Genomic DNA, 18,246 nt, shown 5'->3' with positions numbered 1-18,246 from the left:
CTCGCCGTTTACCCTCCGTTTTCCTCGGCGACCTATGCTGGAATCCATGAACTCACAGCACTTGGAAAAGGGCTCGGCCGGTGAAGTCTTCAAAGTCTTCCTCAAGCTCGGCCTGACCTCTTTTGGCGGTCCCATAGCCCACCTGGGTTACTTCCGCACCGAACTGGTTGACCGCCGTCGCTGGCTTGACGACCAGCAGTACGGCCAGCTGGTCGCGCTAAGCCAGTTCCTGCCCGGCCCCGCATCCAGCCAGGTCGGTTTTGGCCTGGGGCTGCATCGAGCCGGAATGCGTGGAGCACTCGCGGCGTTCCTGGCCTTCACCCTGCCTTCAGCGGTAGTCCTGGCGGTCTTTGCTGTCGGCGCGTCGCTGTTTTCCGGACCCGTTGGAACCGGGCTGCTGTCCGGATTGAAGATCGTTGCCGTTGCCATCATCGCCCAGGCGGTATTGGGCATGGCGAAGAACCTGACCCCGGATCGCACACGCGCTGCCATCGCTGTTGTGGCCGCCGGATCGGCGCTGCTCTTGGCCGGGACTTTCGGGCAGATCCTGGCCATTGTTCTCGGCGCGCTGGCCGGATATTTCTGGTGCCGCGACTTGGAGAATACTTCTGCCACGGCGTTGCACTTTCCAGTATCAAAGGCCTTGGGCATCAGCTGCTTGCTGCTGTTTGCAGTCTTGCTCTTTGGGTTGCCGGTGCTCGCCTTGGCCACCGGCTGGGACCTGGTGGCCTTCATTGACGCGTTCTACCGTTCCGGCGCCCTGGTCTTTGGCGGCGGGCACGTGGTCCTGCCGCTGCTCGAAAGTGCAGTTGTCGATCCCGGGCTGATCAGTTCCCAAGAATTCCTCACCGGATATGGTGCAGCCCAGGCTGTGCCCGGACCGCTGTTCACCTTTGCCGCGTTCCTCGGTGTCCTGGTCGAATCCGGACCGGGCGGAGCGCTCGGTGCACTGATTGCCCTGCTGGCGATCTTCCTGCCCGGTTTCCTCCTGCTGCTTGGCGTTCTGCCTTATTGGAATCGGGTGAGCCACTGGCCTGCAGCGCGGGCCATCATGCGCGGCGCGAATGCGGCAGTGGTCGGGGTGCTCGCTGCCGCGCTGTACAACCCGGTCTTCACCTCAGCGATTACTTCCGCTTCCGCCTTCGTGCTGGCCTTGGCCTGCTTTGTGCTGCTCACCGCGTGGAAGATGGCCCCATGGATTGTCGTCGCCATCGGGGCGCTCGGGGGAATGCTGCTGGGTGTGGTTGCCTAGGCCAGCTCGGTGAACTGCACCGTCCCGTCCTCGTTGGCGATGGCCAGTACCGGGCCGGATTCGCACGCCAGATATTCATCGATTCGGGCCAGCACCGATACCTCGGCCCGGTCATCCAACGCGGAGCCGGCCGAAGCAATCCATATTAACGACAGCTCTCGGCGTGCTTTGAGCTGTGCGGCCATCGGTTCGGAAGCCGCGGGAGCAACAATGACCACTGCCCGGCGCGTTACAGCGTCCCGGGTGGTGGTGGACTTTCCGGAAGACCCTGCCTTCGCATCCTTGTCCGTGCGCCACAGCGCAAAGTGGTAGCTGGCCACGGCTGCGGTCGCTACCAGCCAGCCCAGCGGCGCGCGTACCGTGTTCAGCAGCGAATCAAGACGCGATTCGGGTTCCAGATAGAACTCGAAAATCCGGTACCCGAAGACCAGCAGGGAAATCAGGGCAACGAGGGAACTGGCTCCGAAAAACAGGACCAGGTAGGCGCTGCGTGATTCTGCAGGGGAGGGTTTCCAAGGCTTGAAATGCCAGAGCCAGGCCGCGGTTCCGAACCCGAGCAATCCGAGGCCATGGCCTAGCAGGTCCGCGGAGTAGCTCACCGAGACGGTGGACCCGATTGCTGCGAAGAGCGCATTGACCACCATGCCCAAGCCGGTGGCCAGCACGGCCAAGCTGACGGCACTCAGCGCCAGCCGCGCAGCACTGATTACCGCGCGCGAACGCAAACCCGTATGAAGCTGGGATTGGTGGTAGATCCATACAACCGCGCTGGCTATGAGAATTGCCAAGAGGTTGGGGCCGCCCTCGTGGAAAAGGCCGGCGCGTTCCTGCGCGGTCCACGCTTGCGGCCAGACCCAGGAAAACAGCTCCGCGATCATCAGCAAGAATGCCAAGGCCGGTGCGGCCAGACCCAGAACAACCAGCAGAATATTGTTCAGGAGATCGGCCATCTGCTGGACTCGGCGCAGCTTCCAATGCCAAACCCACAAGCCCAGGGAACCTGCCAGCCAGATCAGCGCAGCCAGCAGATTCGGCATGCCGGTGGGGCCCGCCAGAGTGCCTTCCGGCCGGATCAAGATTTCCAGCGAGGCCTTCAGCGTCGCCACCAGCGACAACGCAAAGAGCACCAGGCTGAAGTAATTTCCAACAGTGGCCGCCAGCTGCGCGAACTGCCGTGGTGCGGTTCGCGCAGAAGCGATCTGGCGGTGCTGCCACAGGCACACCGCACCCCAGCCCAAGGCCACAGCCAGCGTCGACTGCCACGCATAGTTGGGAGAAGAAGAAACAAATCCCGCCAGCAATCCCAGTAGGGCGCAGCTGCTGGCGGCCAGAGTGACAAGATAGACGGCCGAAGCCTGCAAAGACCAGATGGCTGAATCGAAGGCCGTTGGCCGGGCCAACCGCTTGCGGACAGAACGCCACAACAGCCATGCCAACGGGATGCCGACCAGGGCGAAGGTGAGGGCCATCGCCAGCTGATCGGTGCTCACCTGTTGCGCATTGAACCCATGGAAGACAGCAGTGAAGAGGGCGGATAGACCGGTGGCTGTGACCATGAGCAGCACGAACAGCAAGCTGTGCAGGATTACCGGACGCAGCATGCTGCTGCTTTGCGCGTTAAGTACCGGGGCGTTGGTGGCCATCAGTAACCCATCTCCTTCTCGGTGCACAGCCCGACCTGCCACGGCATGCGCTCAATCAACCAAGTTCCATTAATCTTGCGCAGTTCGAAGACATCGTCGTAGGCGGACAGATCCGGCAAGGGAAGGAATTGGCTGTCCCGGGTATCGAACCGTACATGGACGGTTGCGCTGTTCGTCCCGACCGAGCTGCGCAGCAGCTGCACGTCAAGGGGCTGGGTGTTGTAGGGTTCTGGATTGCATAAGGACCGGGACTGGCCATCAATGGTGTAGTCCTGCATAGTCTGCATATTCTCGGCCTCAAAGGCAATTAGATATCTTTGCACCACTCCTTCGGGGGTGCTTTCCTCGTAGGGCTGCGGGGCAGAGCGCAGGGACACTACGAGCAACGCGGCTATAACCAAAGCCACAATGGCGGCAGCCAGGGCGAGCAGGACAGCCCGAGCCGCCGAAAATTTACTTGTCATTGCACTATTTTGAGCCACCGGAGGATAATAATCCAGTGCCGGGACATCAAGGTTTGATGAAGATCTCAGTTACTGATTTGCGTTCATGCGGGATAATGGATGGGTGACGACCCTGACTGATGCGCCAACCAACACTCCGACCCTCAAGCTGCCACCGTTGCAGCTGGGCAAGCTGACCATTGATACCCCGGTGGTTCTTGCTCCGATGGCTGGGGTGACCAACCGCGCCTTCCGCCGCCTGTGCCGCGAATACGGCGGCGGGCTGTACGTGACCGAAATGGTCACCGCCCGCGCGCTGGTGGAACGCAACCCTGAATCATTGCGCATCATCTCGCACGATCCCGACGAGGAAATCCGCTCCATCCAGATCTACGGCGTGGATCCTGGAACTGTGCGCGCTGCGGTACGCATGGTGGTTGATGAGAACCTTGCCGACCACGTTGACTTGAACTTCGGCTGTCCGGTCCCCAAGGTCACCCGCAAGGGCGGCGGCTCGGCCCTGCCTTGGAAATCAGACCTGTACACCTCGATCATCGAGGCAGCGACCTCAGAGGCGGCCAAGGGCGATATCCCGCTGACCGTGAAGATGCGCATCGGCATCGACAAGGACCACCTGACCTACTTGGAGTCCGCCAAGATTGCCCGCGACCACGGCGCCGCGGCAGTTACCTTGCATGCGCGCACCGCCGGGCAGTACTACGCGGGACACTCCGACTGGGACGCCATCACGACTCTGCGCGAGGCCATGGATGACATGCCGGTGCTGGGCAACGGCGATATCTTCAGCGCCGAGGACGCCATTGAAATGGTGGAGCAGACCGGTGCCGCCGGGGTCATGGTGGGCCGCGGCTGCCAGGGCCGCCCATGGATCTTCGGCGATCTGCAGGCCGCCTTCGAGGGCCGCGAGGACCGTTTCCGCCCGGGCGTGCGCAAGGTCGCCGATACCGTCTACCGCCACGGCGAACTGCTCACCGAGTTCTTCGAAGACGAGGGCAAGGGCATGCGCGATATCCGCAAGCACATCGCCTGGTACTTCAAGGGCTACCCGGTAGGCGGCGAAATCCGCTCGCAGCTGGCCCAGGTCCCATCCTTGGCCGTCCTGCGCGAGCTGCTGGACCAGCTCGACTTGGACCTGCCGTACCCGGGCGAAGCCGCTGAAGGCACCCGTGGCCGTGCCGGGCATCCGAAGAAGACCCACGTGCCCGATGGCTGGCTGGATAACCGCGTGATGTCCGATGCCCACCGTGAAATGATCAAGGCCGCCGAGCTGGATATCTCCGGCGGCTAGCCAACGCCGGATAATCACGGCTACGCCACTAGTGGATAACTCCTCAATGCTGGCAAAGAGTTACTAGACTAGGAACTATGACTCAGATCCCCGGATATACCGAAGCCGACCAGCAGCGGTGGGTGCCTGAACCAGCAAAGAAGTCTTACCGTACTGCCTTTGAGCGTGACCGCGCCCGCGTGCTGCACTCTTCGGCCTTGCGCCGTTTGAGTGCCAAGACCCAGGTTGTGGCGCCGAACCAGAATGACTTCGTGCGCAACCGGCTCACCCACTCCTTGGAAGTGGCCCAGGTGGGCCGCGAGCTCGGTGCGGCACTTGGCTGTGATCCGGATGTTGTCGACACCGCCTGCTTGGCGCACGACCTGGGTCATCCGCCCTTTGGCCACAATGGCGAGAAGGCATTGGACAAGGCCGCCAAGGACATTGGCGGGTTTGAGGGAAATGCGCAGACCCTGCGTTTGCTCACTCGCTTGGAAACCAAGACCTTCCGGCATAACGGGCATTCTGCCGGGCTGAACCTCTCGCGCGCTTCACTGGATGCAGCGTGCAAGTACCCGTGGCTCAAAGCCGATGCGCCAGAGGTCAACGGCAAGAAAACCAAGAAGTTCGGTGTCTATGAAGATGACGCGATCGTCTTCAACTGGCTGCGCAATGTTCCTGAAGCCACCGCCGGGACTGTTTGCATGGAAGGCCAGGTCATGGACTTGGCTGATGATATTTCCTACTCGGTTCACGACGTGGAAGATGCAATTGTCGGAGGCAAGCTGCAGCTGCGCTGGCTCAACCAGCAGCTGCAGCGCGAACGCGCGGTGCAGGTCACCCAGGAGTGGTACCTGCCCGGCATCGACGAGGCAGATATCGACGCTGCCTTGCGCCGGCTGGAAGCCAGCGAAGAATGGGTGGCGCATTACGACGGGTCGCGCCGGTCGATGGCGGCCCTGAAGGACATGACCAGCCAATTCATTGGCCGGTTCGCCTCGGCGGCAATGGATGCCACGCGGGCGCGCTTTGGCGAAGGGAATCTGACCAGGTACAACGCGAGCCTGATCGTGCCCGAAGAGACCGAGCATGAGATTGCAGTGATGAAGGGCATCGCGGCCAGCTATGTGATGACCGACGAGGTGCGCCAGCCTCTCTACGCGGATCAGCGCACGCTGCTGGCTGAACTGGTAGAGCTGCTCTTCGAGACCGGCAGGGACAATCTGGAGCCGATCTTCGCCGCGGATTGGGATGACGCAGCCGATGAGGCCGCCCAGCTTCGCGTGGTGATCGACCAGGTCGCCTCGCTGACTGACATTTCAGCCACCGAATGGCATTCGTATCTGGTCAAGGGCGAAGCCCCAGAGACCAAGTTGTTCTAGAAGGGAATCATGGCAGGGCTGATCAAGCGTGAAGACATCGACGAGGTGCGCAACCGGGTAGACCTGCGCGAGGTCGTCGAATCCTATGTCACGCTCAAATCCGCGGGCATCGGCTCGTATAAAGGCCTGTGCCCTTTCCATGATGAGCGCAGTCCTTCTTTCCACATCCGTCCGCAGCTGGGAACCTTCCACTGCTTCGGCTGCGGCGAGTCCGGCGACGTGATCGCCTTCATCCAGAAAATGGACCACTCCTCATTCACCGAGACCGTGGAACTGCTGGCCGCACGCATCAACTACGAACTGCATTATGAGGATGGGGGACCGGGCCCGCGCCGCGAGGACTACGGCAAGCGCCAGCGTCTGGTCGATGCGCACAAGGTCGCCGAGGAATTCTTCCGCGCCCAGCTGGCTACCGAGGAAGGATCCGCTGGACGCGAGTTTTTGGCCGGCCGCGGTTTCGACCCGGAAGTGACCGCCCAATTCTCCGTGGGCTATGCACCCAAGGGCTGGGACGCGCTGCTCAAGCACCTGCGGTCCAAGGGCTTTGCCGATGATGAGTTGAAGCTGACCGGCATGTTCTCCGAGGGCAACCGGGGAATCTATGACCGCTTCCGCGGACGAGTGATGTGGCCGATCCGCGACCTGTCCGGTGCCACCATCGGTTTCGGTGCACGCAAGCTCTACGAAGATGACCAGGGCCCGAAGTACCTGAACACCCCCGAGACCTCCTTGTACAAGAAATCGCAGGTGCTCTACGGCCTGGACCTGGCCAAGAAGCAGATCTCCAAGAACCGCCAGATTGTCGTGGTGGAAGGCTACACCGACGTGATGGCCTGCCATTTGGCCGGCATCACCACTGCGGTGGCGACCTGCGGCACCGCCTTCGGTACCGACCACATCAAGATCGCCCGACGGCTGCTGCAAGATGATGGCACCGGGGGAGAAGTGATTTTCACCTTCGACGGCGATGCTGCAGGCCAGAAAGCCGCGCTGCGCGCCTTCGAAGAGGACCAGCGCTTTATTGCCCAGACCTATGTCTGTGTTGAACCAAGCGGCGCTGACCCTTGCGATCTGCGGCTGCATCGTGGAGATGAAGCGGTCCGCGAACTGATCGAACTCAAGCGGCCACTGTTTGAATTCGCCATTCGTGCAGAGCTGAAGAAATTCAATCTGAACACCGTTGAGGGTCGAGTGCAGGCACTGCGCCAGACCGCCCCGATCGTCGCCCAGATCAAGGACTCGGCCATCCGCCCGGCCTATGCCCGTGAATTGGCTGGCTGGCTCGGAATGAACAACGAGGACGTCAACCGCTCGGTGGGCGCCTCCATCAAACGCGCCCGGCTGCCGAAGAACGCTGAAGCGCAGGCACAGCGCCCGCAGCCTGGAGAGGCTGAGCAGGCGCTCCCGGCTGCACCGGCATTCGAGCGTCCGGATCACCGCGACCCGGTAATGCGACTTGAACGCCAAGCCCTGGAGGTAGTGATCCAGCAGCCCCAGCGGTTGAAGGGCGAGCAGTGGCAGGCATTCTACGAGGCTCGCTTCCTGGCCCCGGCGCACTCTGCTGTCCATGATGGCATCGTGGCCGCGTCCAGCGCAGGCGCGTCCGCGACCTCCTGGGTTGAAGTCATTCGCGACGAAGTCCCCGAGCAGTTGCGCAGCTTCGTTTCAGAACTCGCAGTGACCAGCATTCCGGCATCTGACGAACACAGCCTGAACCGCTACTGCGCCGACATCATCAACGGCTTGATTGAGCTTCAAATCACACACCGCAAGGCTGAGCTGATCGGCCGCTTGCAGCGTGCTGAAATGGCACCAGAAGGCGAAGAATATGCCCAGATCAACCGGGAACTGATGGAACTGGAGATGCGCCGGAGGATCCTTCGCGGAACCTAGGATCCCGATTTTGCATTCGCGGGAATCTTGGGTAAAGTTATATCTCGTTGCAATCCTCCATAGCTCAATTGGCAGAGCATTCGACTGTTAATCGAAGGGTTACTGGTTCAAGTCCAGTTGGAGGAGCTCGCAAGAAGGTTCCGGCTCGCATTCGCGAGTCGGAACCTTTTATTTTCGCCTGAAACCGGAATTCTGGCACCTAGCCCTGACTAGCCTCGCCAGGAAAAAGCCGAGTTAGGTAGCAGGGGCCAGTTGCCGGACCAGCGGCGGGTATTTTGCCTAGCGGATTCAGGCAGCAGGGTTCCACAAGCGCCGGGATTCCAGATACCAGAAGTACGAGAAAAGGCTGATCTCGAACCATTCGACAATGAATAGGGCCTCCTGGATGCCCGCGGCCAGCAGGATCGGCCAGGCAATCAATCCAATGAGCATCAGCACCAGGATGATTGCGTAGTGCAGCTTCTTGCCTCCGCTGGTGTCCATCGCGCACAGCGGCTTGTGGTCCAGATGGCTGGCAATGGCGATGCCCATGGAGAAGATCAGCAGGAATGCTGCGCTGGCATGCACGCCCGCGAACTGCTTGCCTTCCACGGTTCGCCACAGCAGCAGCAGGACAAAGCCGACCAGGAGCAGGGTGCTCAGCAAACCGAGCGCTTTGGTCGCGGTGCTGTGGAACAGCGCGCGATGCGGAGCGCGGCTAGTCCTGATTCCCAGCCAGATGAATACCGAGCTGACGACGAGAACCGCAATAACCGATACCTGCACGGAGAAGATGAGCCGCCTCTGCTCGCCCAGGTGCAGCTGCGCCAGCGTTTCACCCAGCTTGGTGGGAACCAAGGCGACGAACATGGCGTAGAAGCCGGCCAAATTCAGTGCATAGTCCTCCAGCTCGTCTCCGGTGTAAACCACCAGCAGTACCCCGGTAGTCACCAGCATCGCAACGAACAAGTCCCGTGCCGGACCCAGGTAATAGGAACTCAGGGAGTCTTCAATGCGCTGGTTGGCAATGCCATAGATGACGATGGCAACGACAAGGAGCAGGGGCACCGCGAGCAGCATGAGGCGCACATAGCGCAATGTACTGCGGCCCGGGGAGTGTTCAAGGGAAGTGGCCATAAGTGCATTCTGTAATGAATCGCCCAGGTTTTGCCAACGGGCCCGCCTAGCGCAGGGAAATTCCCGGGAGAATCGCAGGCATCGGTCCGCGGGCCAGATGCACCTGCTGGAACACCTGAATGGCGCACGTCAATCGCCCGCACTTGGCTTCCGGAAACTGCAGCTGCCTTGGGCAGCTCGGCTGGAGCCGAATCCGGGGCAAGCTAAATTGTCGGTAGGCACTGGCCTGATTCTTGAAGAGTCAGCAAAGACTCTTTTCGGCCGAAGTCCTCATCCGCTTGGGCTGATATCCGCCTCGGCGCCAGCGTGGCGCCGTCTTCACTCGAAGGAAGCTTTCATGTCTGTACAAAATCCGGTCGATCCGAACATGGTGCCACCGGCACCGCCTGCCAAGAGCTCAGCTGGCAAGGGCCTGGGCATTGCGGCCCTGGTCGTGGCCATCGTTGCATTGGCCCTGTGCTGGGTACCGAACGTCAACAACTTTGCCGCCGTGCTCGGTTTCATTGCTCTGGTACTGGGCATCGTCTCGCTCATTGTCGCTTCCAAGCGCCGTGGCAGCAAGGGCTTGGGCGTTGCATCGAGCATCATCGCCATCGTAGCCATCGTTCTTGTGTTCGCCACCCAGGCAGCCTATGTGAAGGCGATCGACGAGGTCGCCAACGGCATTGCCGACGCTTCCGACGGCGAAGTGGCGGCACCGGCTGAGATCATCGAGCAAGCCGAAGACGAAACACAGGTATTGGCCTTGGGGCAGGCCGCTGCTGTTGGCGAGTATTCGGTCAACGTCAGTGCGGTGAACCTGGATGCCGGCGCACAGATCGCCAAGGCAAATGAGTTCAACCAGGAGGCCGAAGGCCAGTATGTCCTCGTGGACCTTTCTGTTGTCTACAACGGAGAAGAAGAAGGCGACGCATGGCTGGACCTTAATCCAGAGCTGGTGGGCTCGGATGCAAGCATCTACAGCACCAGCAGCGCGACTGCGATCACCGCCAAGCCGGGCATGCACGTTCCTACCTTGGCCAAGGGCGGGAAGGGAAGCTACCAGGTGGTCTTCGACGTGCCGGCCGAGGCCGTGGCAGACGCGAAAATCCGCATGAGCGAAACGCTCTCGTTCACTGACGACTCGGTGCTCTGGGCTGCGAAGTAGCTCGAATTCGCAGAGGTTCCGCTATCCCATCAGGGGTGGCGGAACCTCTTTTCTTTTGCCCTGGCGGCGAGGAAGCCCGCAGCTCGCGGATTGCGACCACAACATGAACACCGAAAATAGGAAGATCGGGAAAATTTTCAAGGAATTCCCCGCGCTGCCGGATCTCGGAAATACGCGAGAACCCGGGGCAATTCGCTCGCTCTCATTTGCTTCTCATGGACGCGCCATAATCCTCTCACCACCGCCTAATGCGCTCCTCACAAGGGTCTTTTAATGTTCAAAGCATGAATCGCCGCATACTTCTCATCCTCATGGTGTTGGCCGTGCCAGCGGGACTGGCCGGCGCCAGCCAGGCACTTGCCGACAAGGCCAATCCGCCCATCCCGCATCAGCAGCCAATCATTGTCCAGCTCTCACCGGCTCCCGAGCCCGCTGCTGCACAAGCGCAAGCTGAGGAGCTGATCGCCAATGGCTGATATCCATGAGCACCAGGGATCAACGGTGTCGGCACGGTTGCGCATTGTCGGGTGGATCGTGCTCACTACTGCACTGGCCCTGCTGGCCGTAACGGTTTCGATGCGTTCGATCATGTCCGGCCAAGTAGCCGAAGCTGCCAACGTGGGCATCGCGCAGGAAATCGAGGAGTTCCGGACCTTCGCCGCCGAGGGACTGGACCCGAAGACAGCTCGCCCGTTTTCCTCAATCGGTGAATTGATGGAACGCTATCTGGCCCGCCAGCAGCCGATGGCCGGCGAAGCGATTCTCGCGCAGGCCAATGGACGGGTGCTCACCGCAGGCACCGCAGCCAACCAGGCCGGGACCTGGCTGGCTGATGATCCCGTGCTCCTGGGCCGTATTCTCGATGACGCGAAGACCTCCGGAATCCTGGAGAGCAACCACGGGACGGTTCGCTGGGCGAAGGCCGAGGCCAAGGATGCCTCCGGAGCCAGCGGGGCGGGGCACCAAGCCCATCTGGTCGTCGCGCACTTCATTGGCGGGGCCCAGGAAGAAGCCAACCGGCAGGCAACCATGCTCTTCGGCGTGGCCGCCGGGGGACTGGCCTTGACCGCGGGAATCGCCTGGTTGGCAGCTGGGCAGATCATGCGTCCCATCCGCACCATGAGCGAAACCGCCGCTTCGATTAGCGCCAATGACCTCTCGGCCCGCATTCCGGTCGAAGGACGCGACGACTTGGCGCAGCTGGCCAGGACACTGAATGCGATGCTTGACCGGGTTGAAGCTTCGCATCTGGCCCAACGCCACTTCATCGCCGAAGCACGAGAGCACCTGGGAAGCCCGCAACGCAAGATGGCAGCTGCCTTGCAGAAGCTCAACGAGGAAGAGGTGCCCCGGAAGCAACGCGGCAGGATCATCAGCACCGCGCAGGCGCACATTTCACTGATGGGGCAGACGCTTGCCGACCTGGAATTGCTGGCGCAAAGCTCGGACCCGGACTTCATCCAGCGCCGAATGGTGCCCGTCGGCGAAGTCACGGCGGACGTTGCCGCGGCAGCCGCCCGCCCGGGCGCCTACCCGGACCGCCGATTCCGCATAGCCGAGTCTGCCAAGGCCCAGGCGTGGCTTGATCCGCTGCGCGTTGCCCAGGCCATGCACCAACTGATCCAAAATGCCGTCGCGCATACCGAGGATGGAGAAAGCATCCGGATCGGTTCTGCCGCAGCAAAGGGCATGGCCAGCTTCTGGGTTGCCAACGATGGACCGGCGTTGGACCCGGACCAGGCCCGTGCCCTGCTGGAAAACTATCGCAGTGCCCCGGAAGCCGGCCAGCAGGGATCCGGCATGGGCTTGGGCTTGGCCGTGGTGAAAGCGGTCGCGCAAGCCCACGGCGGCACGGCCTGGGTGGAATCCGGAAACGGCAACGGGACCAGTTTCGGATTTTCCCTCCCGCAAGCTGATGCCGGACAAGGCATCCGCTGCGAAGAAGAATTCGCCCAATCCATGGCCAGCAGCCTGGGCGGTGAGTCATGAGCATCAAGCCAACTGCGCCACGCTCGGGATTCCGCTACACCGCCCAGCGGTCCATGGACCAGGCCGCGGAACAGGGCAACGCCGGTGCGGCACGAAGCCGCTGGAGCAAGCAGAACGCAGCGCGAATCATCGCCGCACTGGTCTTACTGGGCTTTCTCGGCTGGTGCGCCTATGGAGCCTTCGGCCCAGATGCGGGGACAGTGCAGGCATTGCCAGCCCAAGGGGCCCTGACCCTGGCGGTCTTCGCCTTGGCCATCTGGCTCTGGGTCTTCTCGCCAGTAGGCGATACCTTTATCGCCTTGGGCGCAGCAGTGGTGCTGGTGCTCATGGGCGTGCTGCCCGAAGCCGACCTGTTCTCCTCGCTGGGAGAAGACACCATTTGGCTCTTGCTGGCCGCCTTCGTGATCGCGGCGGGGATCACCGCCACGGGACTGGCTACCCGCGCCGCAGCATGGATAGCCGCAGGGGCGAACACCCCGCGGCAGCTGATCCACCTGACTACCGGCGTGCTGGTGGCTACCGCATTCGCGGTGCCGTCCACTTCCGGGCGCGCGGCCCTGGCCATTCCGGTCTTCCTTGCCCTGGCCAAGGCGCTGGCGGATCGCCGCCGCATCGTCCTGGCCCTGTCCCTGGTTTTCCCCTCGGTTATCCTGCTTTCGGCAGTGGCATCCTATCTGGGCGCCGGAGCGCACCTGATCACCAGCCAGATCCTCGCCACCGCGGGCCATGAAGGATTCTCCTTCGCCGGCTGGCTGGTCTACGGATTGCCGCTGGCTTTCGTTTCCTCCCATCTGTGCGCCGAGCTGGTGCTGTGGATGTTCACCCGCAAGGAGGACCGCGCAGAACCGCTGGCGGTGGGCATCGAGCGGCTGCAGCAGTATTCGCCGGTGCCGCTCTCGGGCCCGCTCACGGTGGGGCAATCCAGGGCAGCGCTGCTGGTCTCGGCTGTGGTGGTGCTCTGGTGCACCGAGCCCCTGCACCAGCTCCATCCCGCCATCGTGGCCCTGCTTGGTTCATTGCTGGTAGCCAGCCCGGGATATGGCTCTGTAGGCCTGGCCAAGGCATTGAAGGCGGTGCCGTGGTCGATGCTCATCTTCATGGCCGCGACCCTCACCCTGGGCACGGCGCTCGCCGGAAGCGGAGCCGCCGAATGGCTGGCCCGCAAGGTGCTTGGCCCCGTCGAGCAGCTCGGCGCTGCCGCACCCTGGGTCTTCACCGTCCTCGTGGTGGTGGTCTCTGCCGCGGCGCATCTGGTCATCCAGTCCCGTTCGGCCCGCTCAGCGGTGCTGATTCCGCTGGTGGTCTCGCTGGCCCCGGGCGTCGGGGTCAACGCGGTAGCCATTGCCCTGGCTTCCACCGCCGCTGCCGGTTTCTGCCACACACTGACCAGCAGCTCGAAGCCGGTGAACCTGTTCTCCGAGATCGAGGGCATCGAAACCTATAAGCCGGCAGACCTGCTGCGCCTGAGCGCGGTGCTCGGACCGCTCATGGTCCTGCTGGTCCTGGTCTTCGCCTTCTGGATCTGGCCGGCCATGGGACTGCCGCTGTTTCTCTGAACCACCTCGTAGCTTCACATCTCATCGCATTCATCCTCACTGAAAAGGACAACGAATCATGGCACACGCACTTCCACAACGCATCCTGGTCGCCCCTTCCGGATTCAAGGAATCCCTCGACGCGGCGGCAGTCGCGGCGGCCATCGGCGCCGGGGTTCGCCGGGCCTTGCCCGGAGCCACGGTCAAGGCAGTGCCCATCGCCGATGGCGGCGAAGGCACCGCAGAAACCTTGGCGTGCGCTACCGGCGGCCACCTGGTGCCAATGGCAGTCACCGGTCCGGTCGGACAGCAAGTCGAGTCCCACTACGCCATGCTCGGTGGCGAAGCGGCCGGAACGGCAGTCGTCGAAATGGCCGCCGCTGCGGGCCTGCGGCTGGTTCCCCGCGACCAGCGGGATCCGGGAACCACCACCAGCTACGGTGTGGGCGAGCTGATCGCGGCCGCCATTGATGCCGGGGCCTCCAAGATCCTCGTGGGCTGCGGCGATTCGGGTACCTCGGATGGCGGCATGGGGGCATTGCAGGCGCTGGGTGCACGAATCCTTGATGCCAACGGCCATGAGGTCAAGGCCGGCGGCAACTACCTCGGATCGGTGGACCGGTTGGATCTGTCCGGCCTGCACCCGGCCCTGGCTGCCGGGAATGTCCGGATCACCATGGCGCTGAACCCGCACAATGTGCTGACCGGCCCGCGCGGAGTGGCCCGCGTTTTCGGTCCGCAGAAGGGGGCAACTCCGGAACAGGTCGAAATCATGTCAGCAGGTTTCGAACGCTGGGCCTCGATCCTGCGGCGCGATGCGCTGGAGTCCTCGCGCTCCACGGATTTCGCTTTGGCCCCGGGGACGGGTGCTTCGGGCGGGCTGGGCGCTGGCTTGGCGGCGGTGGGGGCGGTGCTCTTGCCTCGCTTCCAGGCGATCCTGGACTCGGGCTTGGCCGGCATCGATCTGGACTCGATGCTGCGCGGAGCGGATCTGGTCATCACCGCAGAAGGCGCCATCGACTTCCAGACGCCCAAGGGCAAGGTGCCGGCGGAGGTAGCGCGGCGCGCGGCGCTGCATGGGGTGCCGGTAGTGGCCCTGGCAGGAACTCTGGGCCGCGGCTGCCGAGACGTGCACGATATCGGAATTGACGCCATTGCCTCGATCATGCCGATCCCGATGACGCTGCAAGAAGCAGTGGATGACGGGGAACGGCTGCTGATCGAAGCGGCCGAACGCTTCATGCGCACCATCATTCTGGGTGCATCAATGGCAGCAGCCCGGCTCAGCCCGCGCGAGGCTTGGTAGCAGCCAGCGGACTCGCCCTGAATAGGAACAGGCGTGCTGTCTTGCTAGAGCACGTAGGAGGCGATGAGCTGAGAGAGGGCCCGGACATCAACTTTGCCCTTGAACTCCAGACGAACTTTGCCCAACCCGCTGAACCACAGGTCCAGCTCCGCATCCAGATCGAAGGTTCCAGCTGTTTCAACGGAGAACGACTGGACTTTCGAATACGGTAACGAGGTGTAATCCCGCTTTTTGCCGGTCATGCCTTGCACATTGACGGCGATGAGTCTCTTGTTGCTGAAGACCACGTAGTCGCGTGCACCCTTGAAAGCGCTTAGTAGCTCTTCGCCAGTGACCATCATGGGTACGATCTCCGGTGCGACTTGTGAAAGGTCCCATGGGCCCAATTTGAAGACAGAGGAATTATTGAAATCAATCATGTAAAGAGCGTACGAAGGATGAGGGACAAATAGGCGACGACTGATTTCCCGAATCATGGCTGAGAGCCCAACTTGTCGGTACTTTCAGGTACGGTGAAATAATCAAATCTTCAACCAACAATGGGGGTCAGCGTAAATGCAACTTCGATCAAAAGTAGACTTCAGCACTGCGGTAGAAGATGTAAGGGACTATTTCGGGACCATGGGAAACGGTCGGCCCAAGTATTCTGGATCGCGCTTTGAAACTCTTGGTGAAGGTGTCGATACTGATCCACATCGAATCACTGCGACCGACTTGGTGGCGGTATCGATGCTCTCCGTTGACGTGCCAGCGCAGGCTTCCTTGGGAATCCTCGAAACGCTAGCCGAGCAAATCAGCGAATTGCTGTCCCAGATTCCGCAGGACTTGAAGTTCGAGAATTTGACGCCAGAATTATTCGAGAAATATCTCGATGAGGGATCGCCTGCGGATAAATTGTGGTCGCTTCTACGGCAACATGAAGACCCTTGGAAGGTCGGCCAAACCACGGCAAGCAAGATCATGGCTCGCAAGCGGCCGGACTTGATTCCGGTTTACGATTCGGTTGTCAAAGCAGTTGCCGGGATCGAAGGCAGTGGAGAACAATGGATCGTTTGGTACTCCGCCTTCCACGACGGTTCTTCCGAGGCCGCGGAATTTGTAGACAAGCTCAGAGCGATCAGGGCTGAGGCCGGCCAACCTCATTTGTCGTTATTACGAATTTTGGATATTGCATTATGGAAGCAAGGAAAGCGCGAAATAAGGCATTTGTAGATCGCGCCTAGGGCTTGGCCCTGAATAGGAACAGGCGTGCTGCCTTGGCCGTTGACAACGGCGTTCACGGCGGCACGCCTGTTTTTCGCGTATTCCCTAGAGCTCGATAGCTGCTACGGCCTGAACCGCGCGGGCAGCCTCGGCGCCCTTCTTGAGGAAATGCTCGAAGTAGAAGCCCTGGTGCTCGTCGTTCGAGTGGAAGTGGTGCGGGGTCAGGCTGACCGAGAAAGTAGGTACTTCGGTATCCAGCTGGACCCGCATCAAGCCGTCTACTACCGCCTGGGCAACGAAGTCGTGGCGGTAGATGCCGCCGTCAACCACGAGAGCTGCGGCTACCACGGCATCGTACTTGCCGGTCTTCGCCAGGCGCTGGGCCTGCAACGGCATTTCGTAGGCGCCGGGTACGCTGACGACATTGATGGTGTATTCCTGCCCGGAAGAATCCATCTCGGCCTTGAAGCCGGCCAGGGCCTGGTCGACGATATCCGCATGCCAGCTGGCCTTGATGAAGGCGACGTTCAATGGCTTGCTCATGAGTTGCTCCCTGATTCTGCGTGCAAATGTCTAAGTCTTTTGATCCAGCCTAGTGGCGTGGGTCTCAATGGAATAAATGGGGGAAGGGATCCGCGTAACGAATGAGCCGGTTCAGCGCCAGCCCATCAGCGGGGCCACGTGCTTGAGCACTGATTCGATGACGTGGGCGTTGTAGTCCACGCCGAGTTGGTTCGGGACAGTCAGCAGCAACGTATCCGCCGCGGCGATGGCCTCGTCCTCGGCGAGTTTCTTGGCTAGTTCATCTGGCTCCCCGGCATAGGACTTGCCGAAGACCGCACGGGTCTTGGCATCGATGTTGCCGACCTGGTCCGAGCTGTAGCGGTCGCGTCCGAAGTACTGCCAGTCGCGCTCGTCGGTCAGCGCGAAGATACTGCGGCTGACCGAGACGCGTGGTTCGCGCGCGTGGCCTGCTTCCTTCCATGCATCGCGGTAGAGCTGGATCTGTTCGGCCTGCTGTACGTGGAAGGGCTTGCCCGATTCGTCGTCCTTGAGCGTGGAGCTCTGCAGGTTCATGCCCAGCTTCGCGGCCCACACGGCCGTGGCATTGGATCCGGAACCCCACCAGATGCGTTCGCGCAAGGTGTCCGAATGCGGCTCGACGCGCAGCAGGCCCGGGGGATTGGGGAACATCGGGTTCGGGCTAGGCTCGGCGAAGCCCTCTCCGGAGAGCACCTCGAGCAGGCGCTCGGTATGCCGGCGGCCCATATCGGCATCCGATTCGCCCTCGCGCGGCTCGAAGCCGAAGTGGCGCCAGCCGTCAATGACCTGCTCGGGCGAACCACGGCTGATGCCCAGCTGCAGGCGGCGATTGGAAATCAGGTCGGCGGAGCCTGCATCCTCAGCCATGTACAGCGGGTTCTCGTAGCGCATGTCGATCACGCCGGTGCCGATCTCGATGCGGCTGGTTCGCGCGCCGATGGCAGCCAAAAGGGGGAAGGGGGAGGCGTACTGCTGGGCGAAATGGTGAACGCGGAAGTAGGCGCCGTCCGCGCCGAGCTCCTCGGCGGCGACCGCCAGGTCGATGGCCTGCAGCAGGGCGTCCGACGCGCTGCGGGTGCCTGACTGGGGGTGGTCGGTCCAATGGCCGAAGGACAAAAATCCGATGTTCTTCATGCTTGAGGCAACAAGTAATCTCGGGAGGATATTCCGCCGCCAGGGATTTCAGGCAATCAATGCGACAGGATGGGGCTTTCGGGCCGGTTCGACTCTTTGGTCTCGTCCAGTGCGGACCAGATCGCGTCAAGGGAGAGGCCGAGTACGGCCGCGACGGCGGCGATGGTGGAAAAAGCGGGAGTGGCTACACGTCCGGTCTCTATTTTCCGCAGGGTTTCGGGGGAGAGGCCGGCTTGGATCGCGACATCAAGGATGGTTCGTTCGCCGCGTGCCTCTCGAAGCAACGCGCCGAGGTTCTTGCCCTGTTCGATTTCCCGGGCGGTAAGCGGCAGTCTAACCATAATGAGACCATTATACCGGTATTAAAATACC

17 protein-coding genes and 1 tRNA gene are annotated in these 18,246 nt (G+C 61.7%); 11 read left to right on the top strand and 7 right to left on the bottom strand.

All coding sequences use genetic code 11. The features are described from left to right. Positions 1-46 precede the first annotated feature (46 nt). Positions 47-1,252 carry a chromate efflux transporter gene (chrA, locus tag AB4Y71_RS06475; protein WP_441718857.1) on the top strand — a complete coding sequence of 402 codons (1,206 nt, stop codon included), beginning with the start codon at positions 47-49 and terminating at the stop codon, positions 1,250-1,252. On the opposite strand, the gene AB4Y71_RS06470 is transcribed toward chrA, so the two are convergent. After that, complete coding sequence (locus AB4Y71_RS06470; RefSeq protein WP_441718854.1) at positions 1,249-2,895, bottom strand: DUF5671 domain-containing protein; 1,647 nt, start codon at positions 2,893-2,895, stop codon at positions 1,249-1,251. The two genes, chrA and AB4Y71_RS06470, sit on opposite strands and share 4 nt — an antisense overlap. Further along, the gene (locus AB4Y71_RS06465; protein ID WP_013348294.1) at positions 2,895-3,359 is read right to left on the bottom strand and encodes a hypothetical protein; all 465 of its coding nucleotides are present in this window, start codon (positions 3,357-3,359) and stop codon (positions 2,895-2,897) included. The genes AB4Y71_RS06470 and AB4Y71_RS06465 overlap by 1 nt, the downstream gene beginning before the upstream one ends. An 85-nt stretch (positions 3,360-3,444) precedes the next feature. Here AB4Y71_RS06465 and dusB point away from each other — a divergent pair, with 85 nt between their 5' ends. The 4 genes from dusB (at position 3,445) to AB4Y71_RS06445 (ending at position 8,027) form a co-directional block, all read left to right on the top strand. Further along, positions 3,445-4,647: a tRNA dihydrouridine synthase DusB gene (gene dusB, locus AB4Y71_RS06460; protein WP_226910902.1), complete on the top strand. Its 1,203-nt coding sequence runs from the start codon at positions 3,445-3,447 to the stop codon at positions 4,645-4,647. A 77-nt stretch (positions 4,648-4,724) separates the two neighbouring features. After that, positions 4,725-6,008: a deoxyguanosinetriphosphate triphosphohydrolase gene (locus tag AB4Y71_RS06455; RefSeq protein WP_013348296.1), complete on the top strand. Its 1,284-nt coding sequence runs from the start codon at positions 4,725-4,727 to the stop codon at positions 6,006-6,008. A gap of 9 nt (positions 6,009-6,017) precedes the next feature. Next, positions 6,018-7,901, top strand: coding sequence for a DNA primase (dnaG, locus tag AB4Y71_RS06450; protein WP_441690666.1), 1,884 nt, complete (start codon positions 6,018-6,020; stop codon positions 7,899-7,901). Between the two features lie 53 nt (positions 7,902-7,954). Further along, positions 7,955-8,027, top strand: a tRNA-Asn gene (locus AB4Y71_RS06445). Between the two features lie 162 nt (positions 8,028-8,189). On the opposite strand, the gene AB4Y71_RS06440 is transcribed toward AB4Y71_RS06445, so the two are convergent. Further along, the gene (locus tag AB4Y71_RS06440; RefSeq protein WP_388024002.1) at positions 8,190-9,017 is read right to left on the bottom strand and encodes a hypothetical protein; all 828 of its coding nucleotides are present in this window, start codon (positions 9,015-9,017) and stop codon (positions 8,190-8,192) included. A gap of 337 nt (positions 9,018-9,354) precedes the next feature. Between AB4Y71_RS06440 and AB4Y71_RS06435 the strand changes: the two genes are divergently transcribed. The 5 genes from AB4Y71_RS06435 (at position 9,355) to AB4Y71_RS06415 (ending at position 14,994) form a co-directional block, all read left to right on the top strand. Continuing rightward, complete coding sequence (locus tag AB4Y71_RS06435) at positions 9,355-10,164, top strand: DUF4352 domain-containing protein (protein WP_441718850.1); 810 nt, start codon at positions 9,355-9,357, stop codon at positions 10,162-10,164. Positions 10,165-10,448: 284 nt separating this feature from the next. Further along, a complete protein-coding gene (locus AB4Y71_RS06430) occupies positions 10,449-10,640 on the top strand; it encodes a hypothetical protein (RefSeq protein WP_133833006.1) in 192 nt (63 codons plus the stop codon). Further along, the gene (locus tag AB4Y71_RS06425) at positions 10,633-12,153 is read left to right on the top strand and encodes an ATP-binding protein (protein ID WP_441690671.1); all 1,521 of its coding nucleotides are present in this window, start codon (positions 10,633-10,635) and stop codon (positions 12,151-12,153) included. The genes AB4Y71_RS06430 and AB4Y71_RS06425 overlap by 8 nt, the downstream gene beginning before the upstream one ends. Further along, a complete protein-coding gene (locus tag AB4Y71_RS06420; RefSeq protein ID WP_441718847.1) occupies positions 12,150-13,709 on the top strand; it encodes an SLC13 family permease in 1,560 nt (519 codons plus the stop codon). The genes AB4Y71_RS06425 and AB4Y71_RS06420 overlap by 4 nt, the downstream gene beginning before the upstream one ends. Before the next feature lie 58 nt (positions 13,710-13,767). Next, positions 13,768-14,994, top strand: a complete 1,227-nt coding sequence (locus tag AB4Y71_RS06415) for a glycerate kinase family protein (protein ID WP_441718844.1) — start codon at positions 13,768-13,770, stop codon at positions 14,992-14,994. Between the two features lie 44 nt (positions 14,995-15,038). Here the strand turns inward: AB4Y71_RS06415 and AB4Y71_RS06410 are convergent, their stop codons facing one another. Next, positions 15,039-15,413, bottom strand: coding sequence for a PH domain-containing protein (locus AB4Y71_RS06410; RefSeq protein ID WP_013348303.1), 375 nt, complete (start codon positions 15,411-15,413; stop codon positions 15,039-15,041). A 136-nt stretch (positions 15,414-15,549) separates the two neighbouring features. On the opposite strand from AB4Y71_RS06410, the gene AB4Y71_RS06405 reads away from it, so the two are divergent. Continuing rightward, positions 15,550-16,206: a DUF6308 family protein gene (locus tag AB4Y71_RS06405; RefSeq protein ID WP_134780870.1), complete on the top strand. Its 657-nt coding sequence runs from the start codon at positions 15,550-15,552 to the stop codon at positions 16,204-16,206. A 96-nt stretch (positions 16,207-16,302) separates the two neighbouring features. On the opposite strand, the gene AB4Y71_RS06400 is transcribed toward AB4Y71_RS06405, so the two are convergent. The 3 genes from AB4Y71_RS06400 to AB4Y71_RS06390 form a co-directional block, all read right to left on the bottom strand. Continuing rightward, positions 16,303-16,740: a 6,7-dimethyl-8-ribityllumazine synthase gene (locus AB4Y71_RS06400; protein WP_441718841.1), complete on the bottom strand. Its 438-nt coding sequence runs from the start codon at positions 16,738-16,740 to the stop codon at positions 16,303-16,305. Positions 16,741-16,851: 111 nt separating this feature from the next. Then, entirely contained in the window at positions 16,852-17,874 is a 1,023-nt protein-coding gene (locus tag AB4Y71_RS06395) for an LLM class flavin-dependent oxidoreductase (RefSeq protein ID WP_441718839.1), read from the bottom strand. Between the two features lie 56 nt (positions 17,875-17,930). Beyond that, a complete protein-coding gene (locus AB4Y71_RS06390; RefSeq protein ID WP_441718836.1) occupies positions 17,931-18,215 on the bottom strand; it encodes a helix-turn-helix domain-containing protein in 285 nt (94 codons plus the stop codon). Positions 18,216-18,246 lie beyond the last annotated feature (31 nt).

Source organism: Glutamicibacter sp. MCAF14, from assembly GCF_052114325.1.
Taxonomy (GTDB): domain Bacteria; phylum Actinomycetota; class Actinomycetes; order Actinomycetales; family Micrococcaceae; genus Glutamicibacter; species Glutamicibacter arilaitensis.
The sequence above is the reverse complement of the archived record's forward strand: the minus strand, read 5'-3'. Positions and strand labels throughout refer to the sequence as shown.